We start from the raw sequence: 15,349 nt of genomic DNA, 5'->3' as shown, positions 1-15,349 counted from the left end.
TATTATGGGTGCTTTAGAAATAAAACTAGAAATATTTGACAAGTTAAAAAACATTGAAGATATAAGTTTACTTGAAAAAATAAGAAGCATATTAAAAAATGCTGATACATCTAAAGTCTATCAATTGGAACAATATGAAATTGATATGCTGCAAGAAAGCGAAGAGGATTTAAAATATGGAAGAGTTATTTCCCAAGAAGATTTAGATAAAGAAGATTTAGAATGGCTTTCAAAATAATCTGGACAAAAACTGCTGTTAATCAAAGAAGAAAAATATTAATATATTGGACTAAAAGAAATAAATCTGCAACCTACTCGAAAAAACTAATTATCGAAATTGCAGAAAGAGTACAGTTTTTAGTTAACAATCCTGAAATTTATATAAAAACAAGTTTTATTGATATACGTACCTCAACATTAGGACACTATAATATTTTTTACAAAGTAACCGAAAGTGAGTTTATAGTAATGGCTTTTTGGGACAATCGTCAAAATCCTAAAAAACTTTTCAAAATTTTAAAAGAACAATTTTAATTTTCAAACCCGACAACCTTTAAAACCTGTCGGGTTTTGTATTTTAATTCTAAAACGAAAACTTCTCATATTTCTCTTTATAAATATCTAAAATCTTAAATGCTTTTTCAGGAATTTTTTCTTTCCAAATTTCCTGAACAGATGGGTTTGGCGGATATTTCCCATTTTTCATTTTCATTAAATGAAATTTTCCTTTACTTGAAAACAAAAGATCCTGGAATTTTTCTGAAGAACTCGGTGCAATTAAAATTGGAAATTCTGTTACAGTGAAATTGCTTATTACACTTCCGTCATTATTTAAAATGTAGCCCGAACAACCTCCGCTTCCGCAAAAATAAGAATTAGTGAAACCAACAACATATTCGTCTTTTTTATCATTATTTAAGTCAACAGCATCGTAGTAAAAAAAGCGATCTTCTTTTGTCATAGCCGGCACGTCTTTTTGAAGTAAAATCAAAAGCTGTTTCCTAATCATATTAACCACTTTATCATCTTTTGCCGGAGCATCACTTACATCTGCGGTTCCAGCTGCTGTTTTGGTTAATGTATCTTCGATAATGGCTTTAATGATATTTTTTTTGACTGCAGGATCTTTCTTCTGACAGGAATACACGGATAGAATTACAAATGCAATTAAAATAATATTTCTCATAGTTTCTATTTTTAATTTCTAAACAAGTAAAGCGGCTTTGTTTTCGATATTATTTTGAGTTAAAAGCTCTTTGATATTATTATACGTTACCAAAGCAATCTGTGTCAAAGCTTCATTCGTAAAAAATGCCTGATGGGCCGTAACCAAAACATTCGGAAAACTCATTAATCGTTGAATGTTATCATCCTGAATAATATCTGCCGAAAGATCTCTAAAAAACAATTTCTCTTCCTGCTCGTAAACATCGATTCCGAGATAACCAATTTTGCCTTCTTTTAAACCTTCAATAACGCAAGGAGTTTCTATTAATCCGCCACGGCTTGTGTTGATGATCATAACATTATCTTTCATCAAATCGATTGAACTTTTATTGATTATATGTTTCGTTTGATCGTTTAATGGACAATGCAGCGAAATAATATCACTTTCTTTAAAAATTGTATTTAAATCGGTAAAAACAACGCCGTCTTTCTCCATTTCCTGATTCGTTACAATGTCGTAAGCCAAAACTTTACATCCAAAACCTAAAGCGATTTTAGCGAAAGCTTTACCAATATTTCCAGTTCCGATGATTCCGATAGTTTTTCCGAATAAATCAAAACCTAACAATCCGTGTAAAGAAAAATTTTGTTCTCTAACCCTATTATAAGCTTTGTGTGTTTTTCTGTTTAAAGTCAAAATCATGGCCATTGCATGTTCTGCAACCGCTTGAGGCGAATACGCAGGAACACGACAAACTTTAATATTGTATTTTTTCGCAGCCTCTAAATCTACATTATTGAAACCTGCACAACGCAAAGCAATAATTTTAACTTGCTTTTCTGCCAATTGTTTTATCACAGCTTCATTTACAATATCATTTACAAAAACACAAACAATAGCACAATCCTGAATCAAAGTTACGGTTTGCGGATTAAGCTGGGTTTCAAAAAAATCCAATTCAAAACCAAACTCATTGTATTTATTAAAGAAAGTTTTATCATAAGGCTGAGTCGAAAAAAAAGCAATTTTATTTCCAGTTAAAGATGCGTCCAAACCCATAATATTATTAGTTATTTATTCGTTAATATAAATTTACTGATAAATTCTGACAATCTAATTATCCGTTTGATTAATGATTTTCAATTTGTTAATTAAAACAACATTTATTTCCGTCAATTAAACCAAATGAATTTCCTACAGTCTAATTGATATAACCTTAAAAAAAATAAATCATGAAAAAATTAATTATCGCAGCTATGTTATTGGTTGGTGCAGCAAGTTTTGCTCAAGATGCAGATCCGCCTGCAAGACCACAAAAAGAGAGAATGACGCCTGAAGAACGTAATGAAAGACAATTAAAAAAACTAACTTCAGAATTAAGTCTGGATGCTAATCAACAAGCTCAGGTAAAACAGCTTTTGGCTGACAGAAGCGCTAAAGCAGAAAAACTTAGAGAAGAACGTAAAGCAAAAAAAGACAGCAATGTAAAACCTACTGCTGAAGAAAGAGCGGCTGTTAAAAAACAAATGGAAGATGAAGTAGCGGCAAACGACACTAAAATGAAATCGATCTTAAAAGCAGACCAATACACAAAATGGAAAACTTTACAGCAAGAAAAAAAGGACAAGATGATGGATCGAATGAAAGATCGCAGAGATGAAAATCAATAATATAGAAGAGGCTTTTTAAGCCTCTTTTTTATTTTAAACACATTATGTTTTTCTTAATACTTTCTGTTAAATAAAAGACAAACCTGACAATTCAATTAAACTTAGCAAACTCTTTGAAGTCTAATTGATATAAACTTTAAAAATAACTAATTATGAAAAAGATATTTATTGCAGTCTTATTATTTGTTGGAATAGTAAGTTTTGCACAAGACATCAATCAGAAAACTGGTAAGGATCAAAAAGAAAAACTAACTCCTGAGCAACGTAACGAGAAACATTTGCAAAAGCTGACTTCTGAATTGAATTTGGATAAAAAGCAACAGGAACAATTTAAACAGCTCTTGGCAGAAAGAAGTGCGAAAGCCGAAAAATTTAGAGATGCCAGAAAAGACAGTAAAACAAAACCTACTGCAGAAGAAAGAGAAGCTTTTAAAAAACAAATGGAAGCCGAAAAAACAGCTAACGATGCAAAAGTAAAAGCAATCCTGAATGCTGACCAATATACAAAATGGACAGCGCTTAAAAAAGATCATGATCATAAAGGAAAAAATCATCACAGAGGTGATTTTAAAACACCTCAAGAACGTGATGCAGCGCATTTGCAAAAACTAACAACTGAGTTAAACTTAAATGCGGATCAGCAAAAAAAAGTGAGTGAACTTTTATCTGACAGAAGTACTAAAATGGCAATGCTGAAAAAAAGCAGAAAAGACACAAAGCCTACAGATGCTGAAAAAGATGCCATGAAGAAACAAATGGAAGAAGATCATAAAGCAAATGATGCTAAAATGAAAGCTATTCTGAATGCAGATCAATATAAAAAATGGACAGCAATTCAGAAAGAGCACAAAGACAAAATGAAAGATCACCGAAAAGATAAAATGTAATTGAGATCAAAAAAAAGAGGCTTTAAAGCCTCTTTTTTGTTATTAAAATGTTTTGGAAACTTTGTCGATCGCATTAATTGTAAAATCCAAATCTTCATAAGACAATGCATCTGTAATAAACCAAGTTTCATAAGCAGATGGCGCAATGTAAACACCTTCGTTTAATAATCCGTGGAAGAATTTTTTGAACGTTTCATTATCTCCTTTTGCAGCCGTTTGAAAATCAGTAACAGGATTTGCATCAAAATGTACAGAAATCATAGAACCTACTCTATTGATTGTAAATACAACATTATTGGCTTTTAGCACTCGGTCAATTCCAGCTTCTAAATAAGCTGTTTTTTCTTCTAAGCGTGTAAAAATTGCTGCGTCATTGTTTAAAGCTTGCAACATTGCCAATCCTGCAGCCATTGCCAAAGGATTTCCAGATAATGTTCCGGCTTGATAAACTGGACCAAGCGGTGCTAAATAATTCATGATTTCTTCGCGCGCAGCAAAAGCACCAACCGGAAGTCCGCCTCCGATTACTTTTCCAAAAGTCACGATATCAGCATTAATATTATATAATTCCTGAACTCCTCCTTTTGCCAAACGGAAACCCGTCATAACCTCATCAAAAATCAATAAAATTCCGTTTGCAGAACACAAATCTCTTAAACCTTGCAAGAAACCTTTTTGAGGCGGAATACAGCCCATATTTCCGGCAACTGGCTCAATAATAATAGCCGAAATTTCATTTTGATTCGCTTCGATTAGCGTTTTTACATTCTCTAAATCATTGTATTTAGCTAACAAAGTATCTTTTGCAGTGCCGCTGGTAACACCTGGACTGTTTGGAGAACCAAAAGTTACGGCCCCGCTCCCAGCCTGAATCAAAAACGAATCCGAATGTCCGTGGTAACAGCCTGCAAATTTTATAATTTTATCTCTTTTTGTAAAACCTCTCGCCAGACGAATTGCGCTCATACAAGCTTCTGTTCCTGAATTTACAAAACGAATTTTATCAATATTCGGAACCATTGAAACTGCTAACGCAGCAATTTCAGTTTCCAATTCTGTCGGCATTCCAAATGAAGTTCCCAGTTTTGCTTTTTCAATTACTGCATCAACAACAGGTTGAAATGCGTGACCCAAAACCATTGGTCCCCAAGAATTGATGTAATCAATTAATTTGTTTCCGTCTTCGTCATACAAATAAGCACCTTTAGCGCTTTTTACAAAAATCGGAGTTCCTCCAACGGCTTTAAAAGCACGAACTGGCGAATTTACTCCTCCCGGAATTACTTTTTCTGCTTCAGCAAAAAGCTGACTACTTCTTTTATATAACATTGTTTTTATTTTAGATTTTAGAGTTCAGATTTTAGATTTATTTCTAACTGAAAACTATTTTACTTTTAATTTTTGACCAATCGAAATTGCATTATCCGAAAGATTATTCTTTTGTTTTAAATCATCAACCAATACATTAAACTTTTTCGAAATTGAATACAAAGTATCTCCTTTTTGAACTTCATACAAAGAAGGATCATTTGAATTTGAGTTCGAATTTGTTTTTGTATTTGATGTCGGCGTAGAAGATGAATTTCTTATCGGAGCCGTTTTATTAATTGCTACATAGGTTTTTCCTGTAACCTGACAATCGTATTGATGCAGATTATAGCGCTCAATATAACTGATTAATTTATCGGGATAATTAGGATCTGTTGCATAACCTGCTGCACGCAAACCTTTTGACCACGCCTTATAATCGTCTTTTTCGTAAGTAAACAAAGTCGCGTATCTTTTCTTCCCAACCAAAAATAAAGCGTGATCTCTGTATGATTCTGAAGCTTCTGGATATTTTCTAAAACATTCCTGAGAAGAATCATCGTCATGACGAACGCTTTCTCCTAACCAATCCGCATGACATTTTATTCCGAAATGATTATTGGCTTCTACCGCCAAATCTCCTCTTCCCGCGCCCGATTCTAAAATGCCCTGCGCCAAAATAATACTTGCCGGAATACCGTATTTCTGCATATTACTCATTGCAATATCTTTAAACTGCAACACATAATTATTAATTAAATCGCTGGTTACAACTGTTTTTGAAGTAGATTGAATAACCTCAGTTGTATTATTTGTAGAAGGATAATTTTTGCCGATTGGCTTAACGGGAGTGCCTCTTTTTGTCGAAGCCGTTCTGGTTTGAACTGCTGCCGCTTTTTTAGTCGTCGCGATTGCAGGCTTACTGGAAGAACAGCTTGCTAACACTGCGATGGCGAAAAGTATCGATATTTTTTTAAACATTCTTTTTTAGTATTGGTAATTTCTTCTGCTTCAATTTTAAATTCATTCCGTCAATACCTTGTAAGCCGCCGGTGTGAATGAGTAAAATTTTTGAATGCGCAGGAAAATAATTTTTATGAATTAAATCTATAACGCCAAAAACCATCTTTCCTGTATAAACTGGATCTAAAGGCACTTTATTTTCTTCTAAAAAAGTATTGATAAATTCAATTAATTCTAAATTTATCTTCCCATAACCTCCAAAATGATAGTCAGAAATTAAATCCCAGTTATCTTTTTTTGCAAAAATACGAATTTCATCCTTTAAAAAGTCACCTTTTAACGCTGGAAACCCTAAAACTTTCTGATTTGGAAAAGCACTATTTATCAAACCCGAAATTGTACCTCCAGTTCCTACAGCACAGCAAACGTAATTAAAATCTGCATCTTCTTCTGTTAAGATTTCTTCACAGCCTTTTACAGCCAATTCATTTGTACCACCTTCGGGTACCAAATAAAAATTACCAAATTTCTGTTTTAAATCTTCTATAAATGAAATTTCGTTTTTAAGTCGATAATCTTCTCTCGAAACAAACACGAATTGCATTCCGTTTTCCTGAGCAAATTTTAACGTTGGGTTTTCTTCAATTTTATCCAAAAGTTCTTCCCCGCGAATAATTCCGATAGTTTTAAAACCCTGCTCTTTTCCTGCATAAGCGACCGCGGCAATATGATTAGAAAATGCACCTCCAAAAGTCAGTACTGTTTCTTGATTTTCGGCTTTCGCCTGAAGTAAATTGTATTTTAGTTTTCTAAATTTATTTCCCGAAACAAACGGATGAATCAAGTCTTCTCGTTTTATGGATAAAGAAATAGTATTAGGAAAATCGATATGAATTTCTTGGTTCAAAATCTATTTTTGTTTTAAAGTTAAATAATTCCAAGATTGAAAAAAGGAACGATTTTTTAAATAATTAAAGTCAGTTTCATTGGCATAAGCTTCTCTTTCAAAACTGATGTTTCGATAAGCTAAATCTTTGTTTTTATATTGAATAAAACGAATTAAAAATTCCAGAAAATAACAAATAAAAAAAGGAAGAATAAGCATTTCTAACTGTTGGCGTAAATGTATTTTTTCATGATTTAAAAAAACAGCATTTACCTGGTCTTTATAATATTTAATTAAAATAAAGGGATAAACCGTCATGCCACGATAACCTTTCGGAATTAAATATTTAGCAACAATCAGAAACATTTACTGTAAAATTTATAAATTTGTAAAGGCAAAATTGTTTGTTTTTCATTAAAATCCAATCTCAAGATTGTTATTTTTTAATTAAAACCAAAACAATGCCACAAAACAGGTTTATGAAAGAACAAAGTAATGAAAATAAATTAATCGAAGGCGAAGATTTTTATTATACGCCCGAAGGTTATAAATGTTTTACCGAAAAACACCATCTTAAACGTGGTTACTGCTGTAAAAGCGGCTGTCGTCATTGTCCGTACGGATATGATAAACAAACGGGAGAAATAAAGAAAATTAGATAATGTGGCCATTTGAAAATTAGATAATTTTTAAAATCAAATTCCAATTCAATCTAAAGTCTAAAATCAGAAATCTAAAATATACATGGATATTCGCTCAAGAAAATTTAGGATTAAAATCCACAAATCTTATCATAGGTCGGATATTCGTTATCCTTAGTTGCTTTAATTAGAAAATGTGACAATTTGAAAATTAGATAATTTAAATAAATTTTAAATTCAAATTGCATAAATTAAAATTTTGGTCGCATTTGAACCAAAGAACAAAAAAATTAATCTGTTGTTAATCTAACTGAAATATCTTAGCAGCTTAGGACCTTAGCAACTCAGCATCTTTAAAAAAATGACCTTTCAACAAGAAATACAACAAGGAATTCCTTCTATATTACCTCCAAAAAAAGCATACGATTTGGCAATAAACCACGCGCCAAAACGAAAAGAAATTCTTTCCGCAGAAGAAAAAAAACTGGCTTTAAAAAATGCTTTACGTTATTTTGAACCTCAACATCACGCCGAATTAATTGTTGAATTTTCGGAAGAATTAGAAAAATACGGTCGCATTTATATGTATCGTCTTCGTCCGGATTACAGAATGTACGCGAGACCAATTGACGAATATCCGGGAAAATCTTTGCAGGCAAAAGCGATTATGCACATGATTCAAAACAATCTGGATTATGCTGTGGCACAACATCCGCACGAATTGATTACCTATGGCGGAAATGGTGCGGTTTTTCAGAACTGGGCGCAATATTTATTGACGATGCAATATTTGTCTGAAATGACAGACGAGCAGACTTTAACCATGTATTCTGGACATCCGATGGGATTATTTCCTTCGCATAAAGAAGCACCAAGAGTTGTAGTAACAAACGGAATGGTAATTCCGAATTATTCTAAACCCGACGATTGGGAAAAAATGAATGCTTTGGGCGTTTCGCAATACGGACAAATGACAGCGGGAAGTTATATGTACATTGGCCCACAGGGAATTGTACACGGAACTACCATTACAGTTTTGAATGGTTTTAGAAAAATAAAACTAAATCCCGAAGGCAATTTATTCGTAACTTCTGGACTTGGCGGCATGTCTGGCGCACAGCCAAAAGCCGGAAATATAGCAGGCTGTATTACGGTTTGTGCCGAAGTAAATCCGAAGATTACTAAAATCCGCCACGAACAAGGCTGGATTAACGAAATTGTAACTTCAACAGAAGAATTGGTTGCCAGAGTCAATTCGGCGAAAGCCAAAAAAGAAACGGTTTCTATCGCCTATTTAGGAAATGTTGTTGACGTTTGGGAATGTTTCGATAAGGAAAATATCAAAATTGATTTAGGTTCAGATCAGACTTCGCTTCATAATCCGTGGGCGGGCGGTTATTATCCGGTTGGAATTTCCTTTGAAGAAGCTAACGAGATGATGGCCAATAACCCGGAATTATTCAAAGAAAAAGTTCAGGAAACCTTACGTCGTCATGCCGATGCAATTAACAAACATACGGCAAAAGGAACGTACTTTTTTGATTACGGAAATGCTTTTTTATTAGAAGCTTCACGTGCAGGAGCTGATGTAATGTCCGAAAATAATATCGATTTTAAATATCCGAGTTACGTGCAGGATATTATGGGACCAATGTGTTTTGATTATGGATTTGGGCCTTTCCGTTGGGTTTGTACTTCTGGAAAACCGGAAGATTTAGTAAAGACTGATGCAATTGCTTCTCAGGTTTTAGAAGAAATGGCGAAAACCGCTCCAGACGAAATTCAGCAGCAAATGCAGGATAACATTAAATGGATAAAAGGCGCGCAGGAAAACAAACTGGTTGTGGGTTCTCAGGCACGCATTTTATATGCTGATGCCGAAGGTCGCGTTAAGATCGCAGAAGCTTTTAATCAGGCGATTGCTAAAGGCGAAATTGGCGCTGTGGTTTTAGGTCGCGATCATCATGATGTTTCGGGAACGGATTCTCCGTACAGAGAAACTTCAAATATCTATGATGGCTCCCGTTTTACGGCTGATATGGCGATTCAGAACGTAATTGGGGACAGTTTTAGAGGAGCTACCTGGGTATCAATCCATAACGGTGGCGGCGTTGGCTGGGGAGAGGTTATAAACGGTGGATTTGGTATGGTTCTTGATGGTTCTAAAGAGGCTTCAAACCGTTTAGCATCAATGCTTTTTTGGGATGTTAACAACGGAATTTCAAGACGAAGCTGGGCTCGAAATGAAGGTGCTGTTTTTGCTATAAAACGTGCAATGGAAGTTCAGCCTTTATTAAAGGTAACTTTGCCCAATTTTGTGGATGAAAGTTTGCTTTAGTTTTTTAATAAAACGAGAACAATTAATATTTATAAATATGAAAACATTCAAATTAGTCCCAGTTTTTTTGCTTTTAATACTAGCCTCATGTAGTACCGTTAGTGTTTATTCTGATTACGATAAAAACGTAGATTTTGCGCCTTATAAGACTTATGCTTTTTTTAAGCCCGGAATTGATAAGGTCGAAATTTCTGATTTGGATAAAAGACGTATTTTACGTGCCATAGATGAGCAAATGCAAGCCAAAGGTTTTACTAAAAGTGAAAACCCGGATTTATTAGTAAACATTTTTACTAAATCGAGAGAACAGGTAAATGTAAATCAATTTAGCGCTGGCTGGGGTTACGGCTGGGGCTGGGGTTGGAATCCTTACATGATGTATGGAAATCAGACTTCTGTTTCTACTTCTACAGAAGGAACTTTATACATTGATTTAATCGATGCTAAAAAGAAAGAAATGATTTGGCAAGGTGAAGGAATCGGAAACTTAACTAAAAACGTTGATAAAAAAGACGAAAAAGTTAATGAGTTTGTAACTAAAATTTTAGCGCAATATCCGCCTGTAAAAAAATAATTTTAAGTACATTTGTTTTTCAAACAAGAAAAAATGACGAATTTTAATAACATTATTATCGCTATTATCAGCATTATTGCAATTACGCAATAATGGCGAGGTGTTATATAAATAAGTAAACATACAATTTATGAAACCTCCCAAAACTGGGAGGTTTTTTATTTTTAAGTCGCCACGAATTACACAATTACTCGAATTTTTTCCTTTGTTTGAGCTAAAAAAATTAGTGCAATTCGTGTAATTCGTGGCAAAAAAACAAAAACAACCATTATGGAATTATTCAACGAAGTACTCGCCGCCAAAAAACATTTAGAAAACGTAGTTGCTGCTACCCCGCTTACTCAAAATTTGAATCTCTCGGATGAATTTGGAGCAACTATTTTATTAAAAAGAGAAGATTTACAAATTGTAAGATCATACAAAATTAGAGGTGCTTACAACAAAATTTCATCTTTGACTGAAAAAGAAAAAGCTAACGGAATTGTTTGTGCCAGTGCCGGAAATCATGCGCAGGGCGTTGCTTATTCCTGTAATTTACTTCAGATAAACGGCAAAATTTATATGCCCAAAACAACTCCGAAACAAAAAGTAAAACAAGTACAATTGTTCGGAAAATCTTTTGTTGAAATTGTTCTTACCGGAGATACTTTTGATGATGCTTATGCTTCGGCAACAGCAGATGCCATTAAAAATCACAAAACATTTGTGCATCCTTTTGATGATTTAAAAGTAATTGCCGGTCAGGGAACTGTTGGTTTAGAAATTCTAGAAACTTATGCAGCACCTATTGATTATGTTTTTGTTCCGATTGGCGGCGGCGGACTGGCTTCTGGATTATCGGAAGTTTTTAAACATTTGAGTCCGAATACTAAAATAATTGGCGTTGAACCAAAAGGCGCGCCTTCGATGAAAACTTCTATTGAAGAAAATAAAAATACAGCCCTAAAAACCATTGATAAATTTGTAGACGGCGCCGCTGTAAAACAAGTCGGCGATATGACTTTTGAAATCTGCAAACAAAATCTGGAAGATATAATTCTCGTTCCCGAAGGAAAAGTCTGCACCACAATTTTGAGATTGTATAATGAAGAAGCAATGGTTGTAGAACCTGCCGGCGCATTGACAATTGCAGCTTTAGATCTTTATAAAGATAAAATAAAAGGTAAAACCGTTGTCTGCGTTGTGAGTGGCAGCAATAATGATATCGAAAGAACTGCCGAAATAAAGGAACGTTCTTTACTTTATGAAGGTTTGATGCATTATTTTATGATTCAGTTTCCGCAACGTCCGGGCGCTTTAAAAGAATTTGTAAATAATATTTTAGGTCCCGATGATGACATTACGTATTTTCAGTTTCATAAAAAAAACAACCGCGAAGTAGGTTCTGTAGTGGTTGGTTTAGAGTTGAAAAATAAAGATGATATTATGGCTATCAAAATAAACATGACACAAAATGGTTTTGAATTTCAATATCTCAATGATAATCAGGATTTGTTTACGCAGCTGATTGGTTAATTTAAAACCTGAATTTGACTATTATAAGATGTTTAACTCCTGCAAGGTTTCCAAAACCTTGTAGGTATTTGAGTCTACAAAGAATAATACCTACAAGGTTTTGGAAACCTTGCAGGAAACAAAAAAGCTGTCTGAAAAATCTCAGACAGCTTTTAAAACCAACGTGAATTACAAATTAATTATTTTATAATTTTTTGTGTGTGAACTCCTTTTTCATCGATAACTTTTACGATATAAATTCCTTTCGCCAATGCAGAAATATCAATTTCATTGGTTTGATTATTCGAAAAATCAAATTCTTTTTTAGCCAAAACCTGACCTGATAATGAATATAATTCTGCCTGAGCATAAGTCGAATAATTACTATTTACTTTAATCGTATTATCACTTGAATAAATAACTAGTTTCTCTTCTTGTGGTGTTTCTATTGTATTTACAGCAACTTTTTTTCCAGTTGCAGAAGTTTCAACCTGCACCAACTGCCATTGCTGATTCAATCCTCCTGTGTAAGCCCAAACCTGAATATTGGCTCCGTTTACTGTAGAAACATTCTCAACATCAAGTGATTTTCCGCTGTTTACATTTATAATTTTATAATAACCTCCGCCAAGACTTGTAACCGTCCATTTAAATTCGTTTGAAGTTCCAGCTGTTCGCTGCACCACTTTTACACCATCTCCAGTACCGTTATTTTCTGTCGCCAGATACATTTGAGTCGATTTTACTACGATATAAAAATTACCGCTTCCGGCAGAAACAAACTTCCAACGCTGATTGCTTCCGCCTCCGTTTGTAATATCATATTGCTGAATTCTTCCTCCGCTTGTCGTAGAATTATCGGCAACATCTAAACCTTTATTACTGTTTCTTGAAATTATATTATAATATCCCGGAAAAGTTGCTGCTGATCCTGTAACCGTAATAGTACTTGTTGCGGTTTTGTTTCCGTCTGCAGTTGTTACCGTAATTACGGCTGTTCCTGCAGCAATTCCTGTAACCAATCCAGAACCGTTTACTGTTGCAACGGCTGTGTTGCTGCTACTCCAGTTTACATTTTTATTTGTGGCATTACTCGGAGCAACTGTTGCTGTTAACTGTGTGCTTGATCCAGCTGCAATTGATGCAGAAGTCGGACTCATAGTAACTCCTGTAACGGCTACCGGAGCACTTGTTGTCCAATTGAAAGTTACCGCAGCATTTGCAGGAACGGCATAATTAAAAGCTGATGATCCTGAAACAATCTTAATTGTATTTGATGATCCGCTTGTGTTATAAACCAAAAGAGCAATTGATCCGTCAGGATTTTTAAATCCAACAGAAAGAATACTGCCGCTTGTGCTTGAAGAACCAATTCTTTGTGCGCCTGGTTTTACAAATTTCGAAATTTGCCCTATAATATAATACGCTACATTTTTAGTATAACTTGTACTACTGGTAACTGTTACGGCTCCTAAACAAGTGTTACAGCCACCTGGTGTATGCGGCCCAATACTAGAATTGTTTGCAGCATTCCATTCTAGAACTGTTTTAGCCCAATTGTTGGTACTTCCGATAACAACATTTTGCATGTGCCAGCCAAAATCGCCGCCAAAACTACCGCCTGAACCTGTATATTGTTCTGTAAAATAGACGTTTTTATTGGTTGCCGTTTTTACTACTGACATATTCGAAATATTTCCTAAATACAAGTGAAATGCAGCGCCATCTACATAAGAACTATTGTTAAGAACATCAATTGGATAATCAGGATTATCACAATTATGATCAAAAGCAATGATTTTTATTCCTCCGTAACCTGCTGCTGCCATTTGTGGACCAAGTTGTTGATTAATGAAATTCTTTTGCTCTGTAGAATTCATTAGCATACTTGGCTCATTATTTGGATTTTCGGGTTCGTTTTGCGGCGTGATTCCCCAAATTGAAATACCCTGCGCAGCCATTGCATCAAAATATTTTACAAAATATTTGGCATACGCAGCATAATATTGTGTCTGCAAAGAACCGCCAAACCAAGAATTATTAGTTTTCATCCAACGCGGTGGCGACCAAGGTGTTGCCAATATTTTGATGTTAGGATTAATTAGTTTTATCTTTTTGATAATCGGAATTAAATACGTTAAGTCCGGCCCGTTAAGGCTAAAATTATTCATATTAGTATCCCCGGAAGTTTCGTTGTAACTATAAGAAGAACTGCTTAAATCTGAAGCACCAATACTAATACGAACAACATTGGCATTTAATCCTGTTGTCGGATTGTATAAATCATTTAATAATTGATTTTGCTGTGTAGCTGCCATTCCTGATATGACTTCGCAGCTTCCTTCGGTAAGTGTGTAACCAAAACCATCCATTGTTTGATAAGTAGTTGATGGATTAACTGTTACAGTTGACGGATTGGTTCCTGAATTTGTACCAAAACTTACAGTAGATTGTTGCTGCAATAGTTTGCTCTGATCGCTTGATGTTATCCAAGGTGTAACAGTTTGCGCATTTGTTTTAGTAATAAATAAAGTCAGCATAATGATTTGCATCATTATGATTAATTTTATTCTTTTTGTGGTTTTTGGGGTAATTTTGTGCATAGTTTTTAAGTTTTTGATAATTTAATTTTTCTTTGTTTTTAAGATTAATTTTATTAATAACAATCAAATTTATGTTAAATATTAATTATATAACATTTTATTAACCTTACAAATACACATCAAAATTGCTTTAAAACCTTACAAAAGCTTATCATAACAAAATACAAAATATTGATTATCAATAAAATAAATAAAAAACACAACCCTTACAAAACTCAAAAAAACATACTACTTGACGAGGTATTCAAATTGCTTTCAAAAACATCCTTTAGCACCTTATATACAAACAAAAAAAGATCAGAAAAAATCATTAAATGATAAATATCAGAAAACAGCAGACGAGTTATATCGTACTTTTGTAAAGGATTTAAAAATACAAACGAGAATGGAACTTCACGATATTTCAACTATAGAAGATATAAAACAAATGGTCAACAGTTTTTATGGTAATGTTAGAAAAGACGATCTTATTGGTCCTATTTTTAATGATAAATTACAAGACCGCTGGGAACCGCATTTGCAAAAAATGTACAATTTCTGGCAGACTATTTTATTCGATGTTCGTGCTTACTCAGGAACACCTTTTCCGCCACACAAACAATTACCGGTAGATCAAACTCATTTTGACCGTTGGATAAGTATTTTTAATACTACAATAGATGCTCAATTTGTCGGGCCAATTACTGAAGAGGCGAAAATGCGTGCTACAAATATGGCGTTTATGTTCAGCCATAAAATTGAATATTTTAGGAATGCTGAAAAGTAATAATCTTATGATAACTAATTCTCGATTTATTAGCATCGAGAATTAGCACTT

At 34.0% G+C, this 15,349-nt stretch carries 16 protein-coding genes; 9 read left to right on the top strand and 7 right to left on the bottom strand.

Going from position 1 to position 15,349, the window contains the following annotated elements:
• The first annotated feature begins 4 nt into the window (after window positions 1–4).
• Both EV144_RS23395 and EV144_RS23390 read left to right on the top strand, forming a co-directional pair.
• Window positions 5–238: a hypothetical protein gene (locus tag EV144_RS23395; protein WP_134151566.1), complete on the top strand. Its 234-nt coding sequence runs from the start codon at window positions 5–7 to the stop codon at window positions 236–238.
• Window positions 223–534, top strand: coding sequence for a type II toxin-antitoxin system RelE/ParE family toxin (locus tag EV144_RS23390; protein ID WP_134151565.1), 312 nt, complete (start codon window positions 223–225; stop codon window positions 532–534). Before EV144_RS23395 ends, EV144_RS23390 begins: the two co-directional genes overlap by 16 nt.
• 49 nt (window positions 535–583) lie before the next feature.
• Here the strand turns inward: EV144_RS23390 and EV144_RS23385 are convergent, their stop codons facing one another.
• Window positions 584–1,186 carry a hypothetical protein gene (locus EV144_RS23385; protein ID WP_134151564.1) on the bottom strand — a complete coding sequence of 201 codons (603 nt, stop codon included), beginning with the start codon at window positions 1,184–1,186 and terminating at the stop codon, window positions 584–586.
• Between the two features lie 18 nt (window positions 1,187–1,204).
• A complete protein-coding gene (locus EV144_RS23380) occupies window positions 1,205–2,221 on the bottom strand; it encodes a 2-hydroxyacid dehydrogenase (protein ID WP_410501180.1) in 1,017 nt (338 codons plus the stop codon).
• Window positions 2,222–2,400: 179 nt separating this feature from the next.
• On the opposite strand from EV144_RS23380, the gene EV144_RS23375 reads away from it, so the two are divergent.
• On the top strand, window positions 2,401–2,838 hold the full coding sequence (locus EV144_RS23375) for a hypothetical protein (protein ID WP_134151562.1): 438 nt from the start codon (window positions 2,401–2,403) through the stop codon (window positions 2,836–2,838).
• A 152-nt stretch (window positions 2,839–2,990) separates the two neighbouring features.
• On the top strand, window positions 2,991–3,725 hold the full coding sequence (locus tag EV144_RS24395; RefSeq protein WP_243854741.1) for a hypothetical protein: 735 nt from the start codon (window positions 2,991–2,993) through the stop codon (window positions 3,723–3,725).
• Window positions 3,726–3,767: 42 nt separating this feature from the next.
• Here EV144_RS24395 and hemL read toward each other — a convergent pair whose 3' ends face one another.
• The 4 genes from hemL to EV144_RS23350 are packed head-to-tail and all read right to left on the bottom strand — an operon-like array spanning window position 3,768 to window position 7,248.
• Window positions 3,768–5,054, bottom strand: a complete 1,287-nt coding sequence (gene hemL, locus EV144_RS23365) for a glutamate-1-semialdehyde 2,1-aminomutase (protein ID WP_134151561.1) — start codon at window positions 5,052–5,054, stop codon at window positions 3,768–3,770.
• Between the two features lie 54 nt (window positions 5,055–5,108).
• A complete protein-coding gene (locus tag EV144_RS23360; RefSeq protein WP_134151560.1) occupies window positions 5,109–6,014 on the bottom strand; it encodes a glucosaminidase domain-containing protein in 906 nt (301 codons plus the stop codon).
• Window positions 6,007–6,903 (bottom strand): 1-aminocyclopropane-1-carboxylate deaminase/D-cysteine desulfhydrase, encoded by an 897-nt coding sequence (locus EV144_RS23355; protein ID WP_134151559.1) that lies wholly within the window; start codon window positions 6,901–6,903, stop codon window positions 6,007–6,009. The genes EV144_RS23360 and EV144_RS23355 overlap by 8 nt, the downstream gene beginning before the upstream one ends.
• A gap of 3 nt (window positions 6,904–6,906) precedes the next feature.
• The gene (locus EV144_RS23350; protein ID WP_134151558.1) at window positions 6,907–7,248 is read right to left on the bottom strand and encodes a hypothetical protein; all 342 of its coding nucleotides are present in this window, start codon (window positions 7,246–7,248) and stop codon (window positions 6,907–6,909) included.
• Between the two features lie 113 nt (window positions 7,249–7,361).
• On the opposite strand from EV144_RS23350, the gene EV144_RS23345 reads away from it, so the two are divergent.
• The 4 genes from EV144_RS23345 (at window position 7,362) to ilvA (ending at window position 11,950) form a co-directional block, all read left to right on the top strand.
• Window positions 7,362–7,544 (top strand): DUF5522 domain-containing protein, encoded by a 183-nt coding sequence (locus EV144_RS23345; RefSeq protein ID WP_134151557.1) that lies wholly within the window; start codon window positions 7,362–7,364, stop codon window positions 7,542–7,544.
• Window positions 7,545–7,884: 340 nt separating this feature from the next.
• A complete protein-coding gene (locus EV144_RS23340) occupies window positions 7,885–9,861 on the top strand; it encodes a urocanate hydratase (protein ID WP_134151556.1) in 1,977 nt (658 codons plus the stop codon).
• Between the two features lie 37 nt (window positions 9,862–9,898).
• On the top strand, window positions 9,899–10,435 hold the full coding sequence (locus EV144_RS23335) for a DUF4136 domain-containing protein (RefSeq protein WP_134151555.1): 537 nt from the start codon (window positions 9,899–9,901) through the stop codon (window positions 10,433–10,435).
• 270 nt (window positions 10,436–10,705) lie between these two features.
• Entirely contained in the window at window positions 10,706–11,950 is a 1,245-nt protein-coding gene (gene ilvA, locus EV144_RS23330) for a threonine ammonia-lyase IlvA (protein ID WP_134151554.1), read from the top strand.
• A gap of 179 nt (window positions 11,951–12,129) precedes the next feature.
• Here ilvA and EV144_RS23325 read toward each other — a convergent pair whose 3' ends face one another.
• Window positions 12,130–14,532: an RICIN domain-containing protein gene (locus EV144_RS23325; RefSeq protein WP_166670628.1), complete on the bottom strand. Its 2,403-nt coding sequence runs from the start codon at window positions 14,530–14,532 to the stop codon at window positions 12,130–12,132.
• 385 nt (window positions 14,533–14,917) lie between these two features.
• Between EV144_RS23325 and EV144_RS23320 the strand changes: the two genes are divergently transcribed.
• Window positions 14,918–15,298 carry a group III truncated hemoglobin gene (locus EV144_RS23320; protein WP_134151630.1) on the top strand — a complete coding sequence of 127 codons (381 nt, stop codon included), beginning with the start codon at window positions 14,918–14,920 and terminating at the stop codon, window positions 15,296–15,298.
• Window positions 15,299–15,349 lie beyond the last annotated feature (51 nt).

The organism is Flavobacterium sp. 270, from assembly GCF_004368785.1.
Lineage (GTDB): Bacteria > Bacteroidota > Bacteroidia > Flavobacteriales > Flavobacteriaceae > Flavobacterium.
Note: the sequence above shows the minus strand (reverse complement) of the source record. Positions and strands in the feature narration are given on the sequence as shown.

Coding starts and splice junctions, on each gene's coding strand:
- EV144_RS23340 (WP_134151556.1), top strand. CDS start 7,885: ATGACCTTTCAACAAGAAATACAACAAGGAATTCCTTCTATATTACCT.
- EV144_RS23395 (WP_134151566.1), top strand. CDS start 5: ATGGGTGCTTTAGAAATAAAACTAGAAATATTTGACAAGTTAAAAAAC.
- hemL (WP_134151561.1), bottom strand. CDS start 5,054: ATGTTATATAAAAGAAGTAGTCAGCTTTTTGCTGAAGCAGAAAAAGTA.
- EV144_RS23375 (WP_134151562.1), top strand. CDS start 2,401: ATGAAAAAATTAATTATCGCAGCTATGTTATTGGTTGGTGCAGCAAGT.
- EV144_RS23320 (WP_134151630.1), top strand. CDS start 14,918: ATGGAACTTCACGATATTTCAACTATAGAAGATATAAAACAAATGGTC.
- EV144_RS23335 (WP_134151555.1), top strand. CDS start 9,899: ATGAAAACATTCAAATTAGTCCCAGTTTTTTTGCTTTTAATACTAGCC.
- EV144_RS23385 (WP_134151564.1), bottom strand. CDS start 1,186: ATGAGAAATATTATTTTAATTGCATTTGTAATTCTATCCGTGTATTCC.
- EV144_RS23390 (WP_134151565.1), top strand. CDS start 223: ATGGCTTTCAAAATAATCTGGACAAAAACTGCTGTTAATCAAAGAAGA.
- EV144_RS23345 (WP_134151557.1), top strand. CDS start 7,362: ATGAAAGAACAAAGTAATGAAAATAAATTAATCGAAGGCGAAGATTTT.
- EV144_RS23350 (WP_134151558.1), bottom strand. CDS start 7,248: ATGTTTCTGATTGTTGCTAAATATTTAATTCCGAAAGGTTATCGTGGC.
- EV144_RS24395 (WP_243854741.1), top strand. CDS start 2,991: ATGAAAAAGATATTTATTGCAGTCTTATTATTTGTTGGAATAGTAAGT.
- ilvA (WP_134151554.1), top strand. CDS start 10,706: ATGGAATTATTCAACGAAGTACTCGCCGCCAAAAAACATTTAGAAAAC.
- EV144_RS23360 (WP_134151560.1), bottom strand. CDS start 6,014: ATGTTTAAAAAAATATCGATACTTTTCGCCATCGCAGTGTTAGCAAGC.
- EV144_RS23325 (WP_166670628.1), bottom strand. CDS start 14,532: ATGCACAAAATTACCCCAAAAACCACAAAAAGAATAAAATTAATCATA.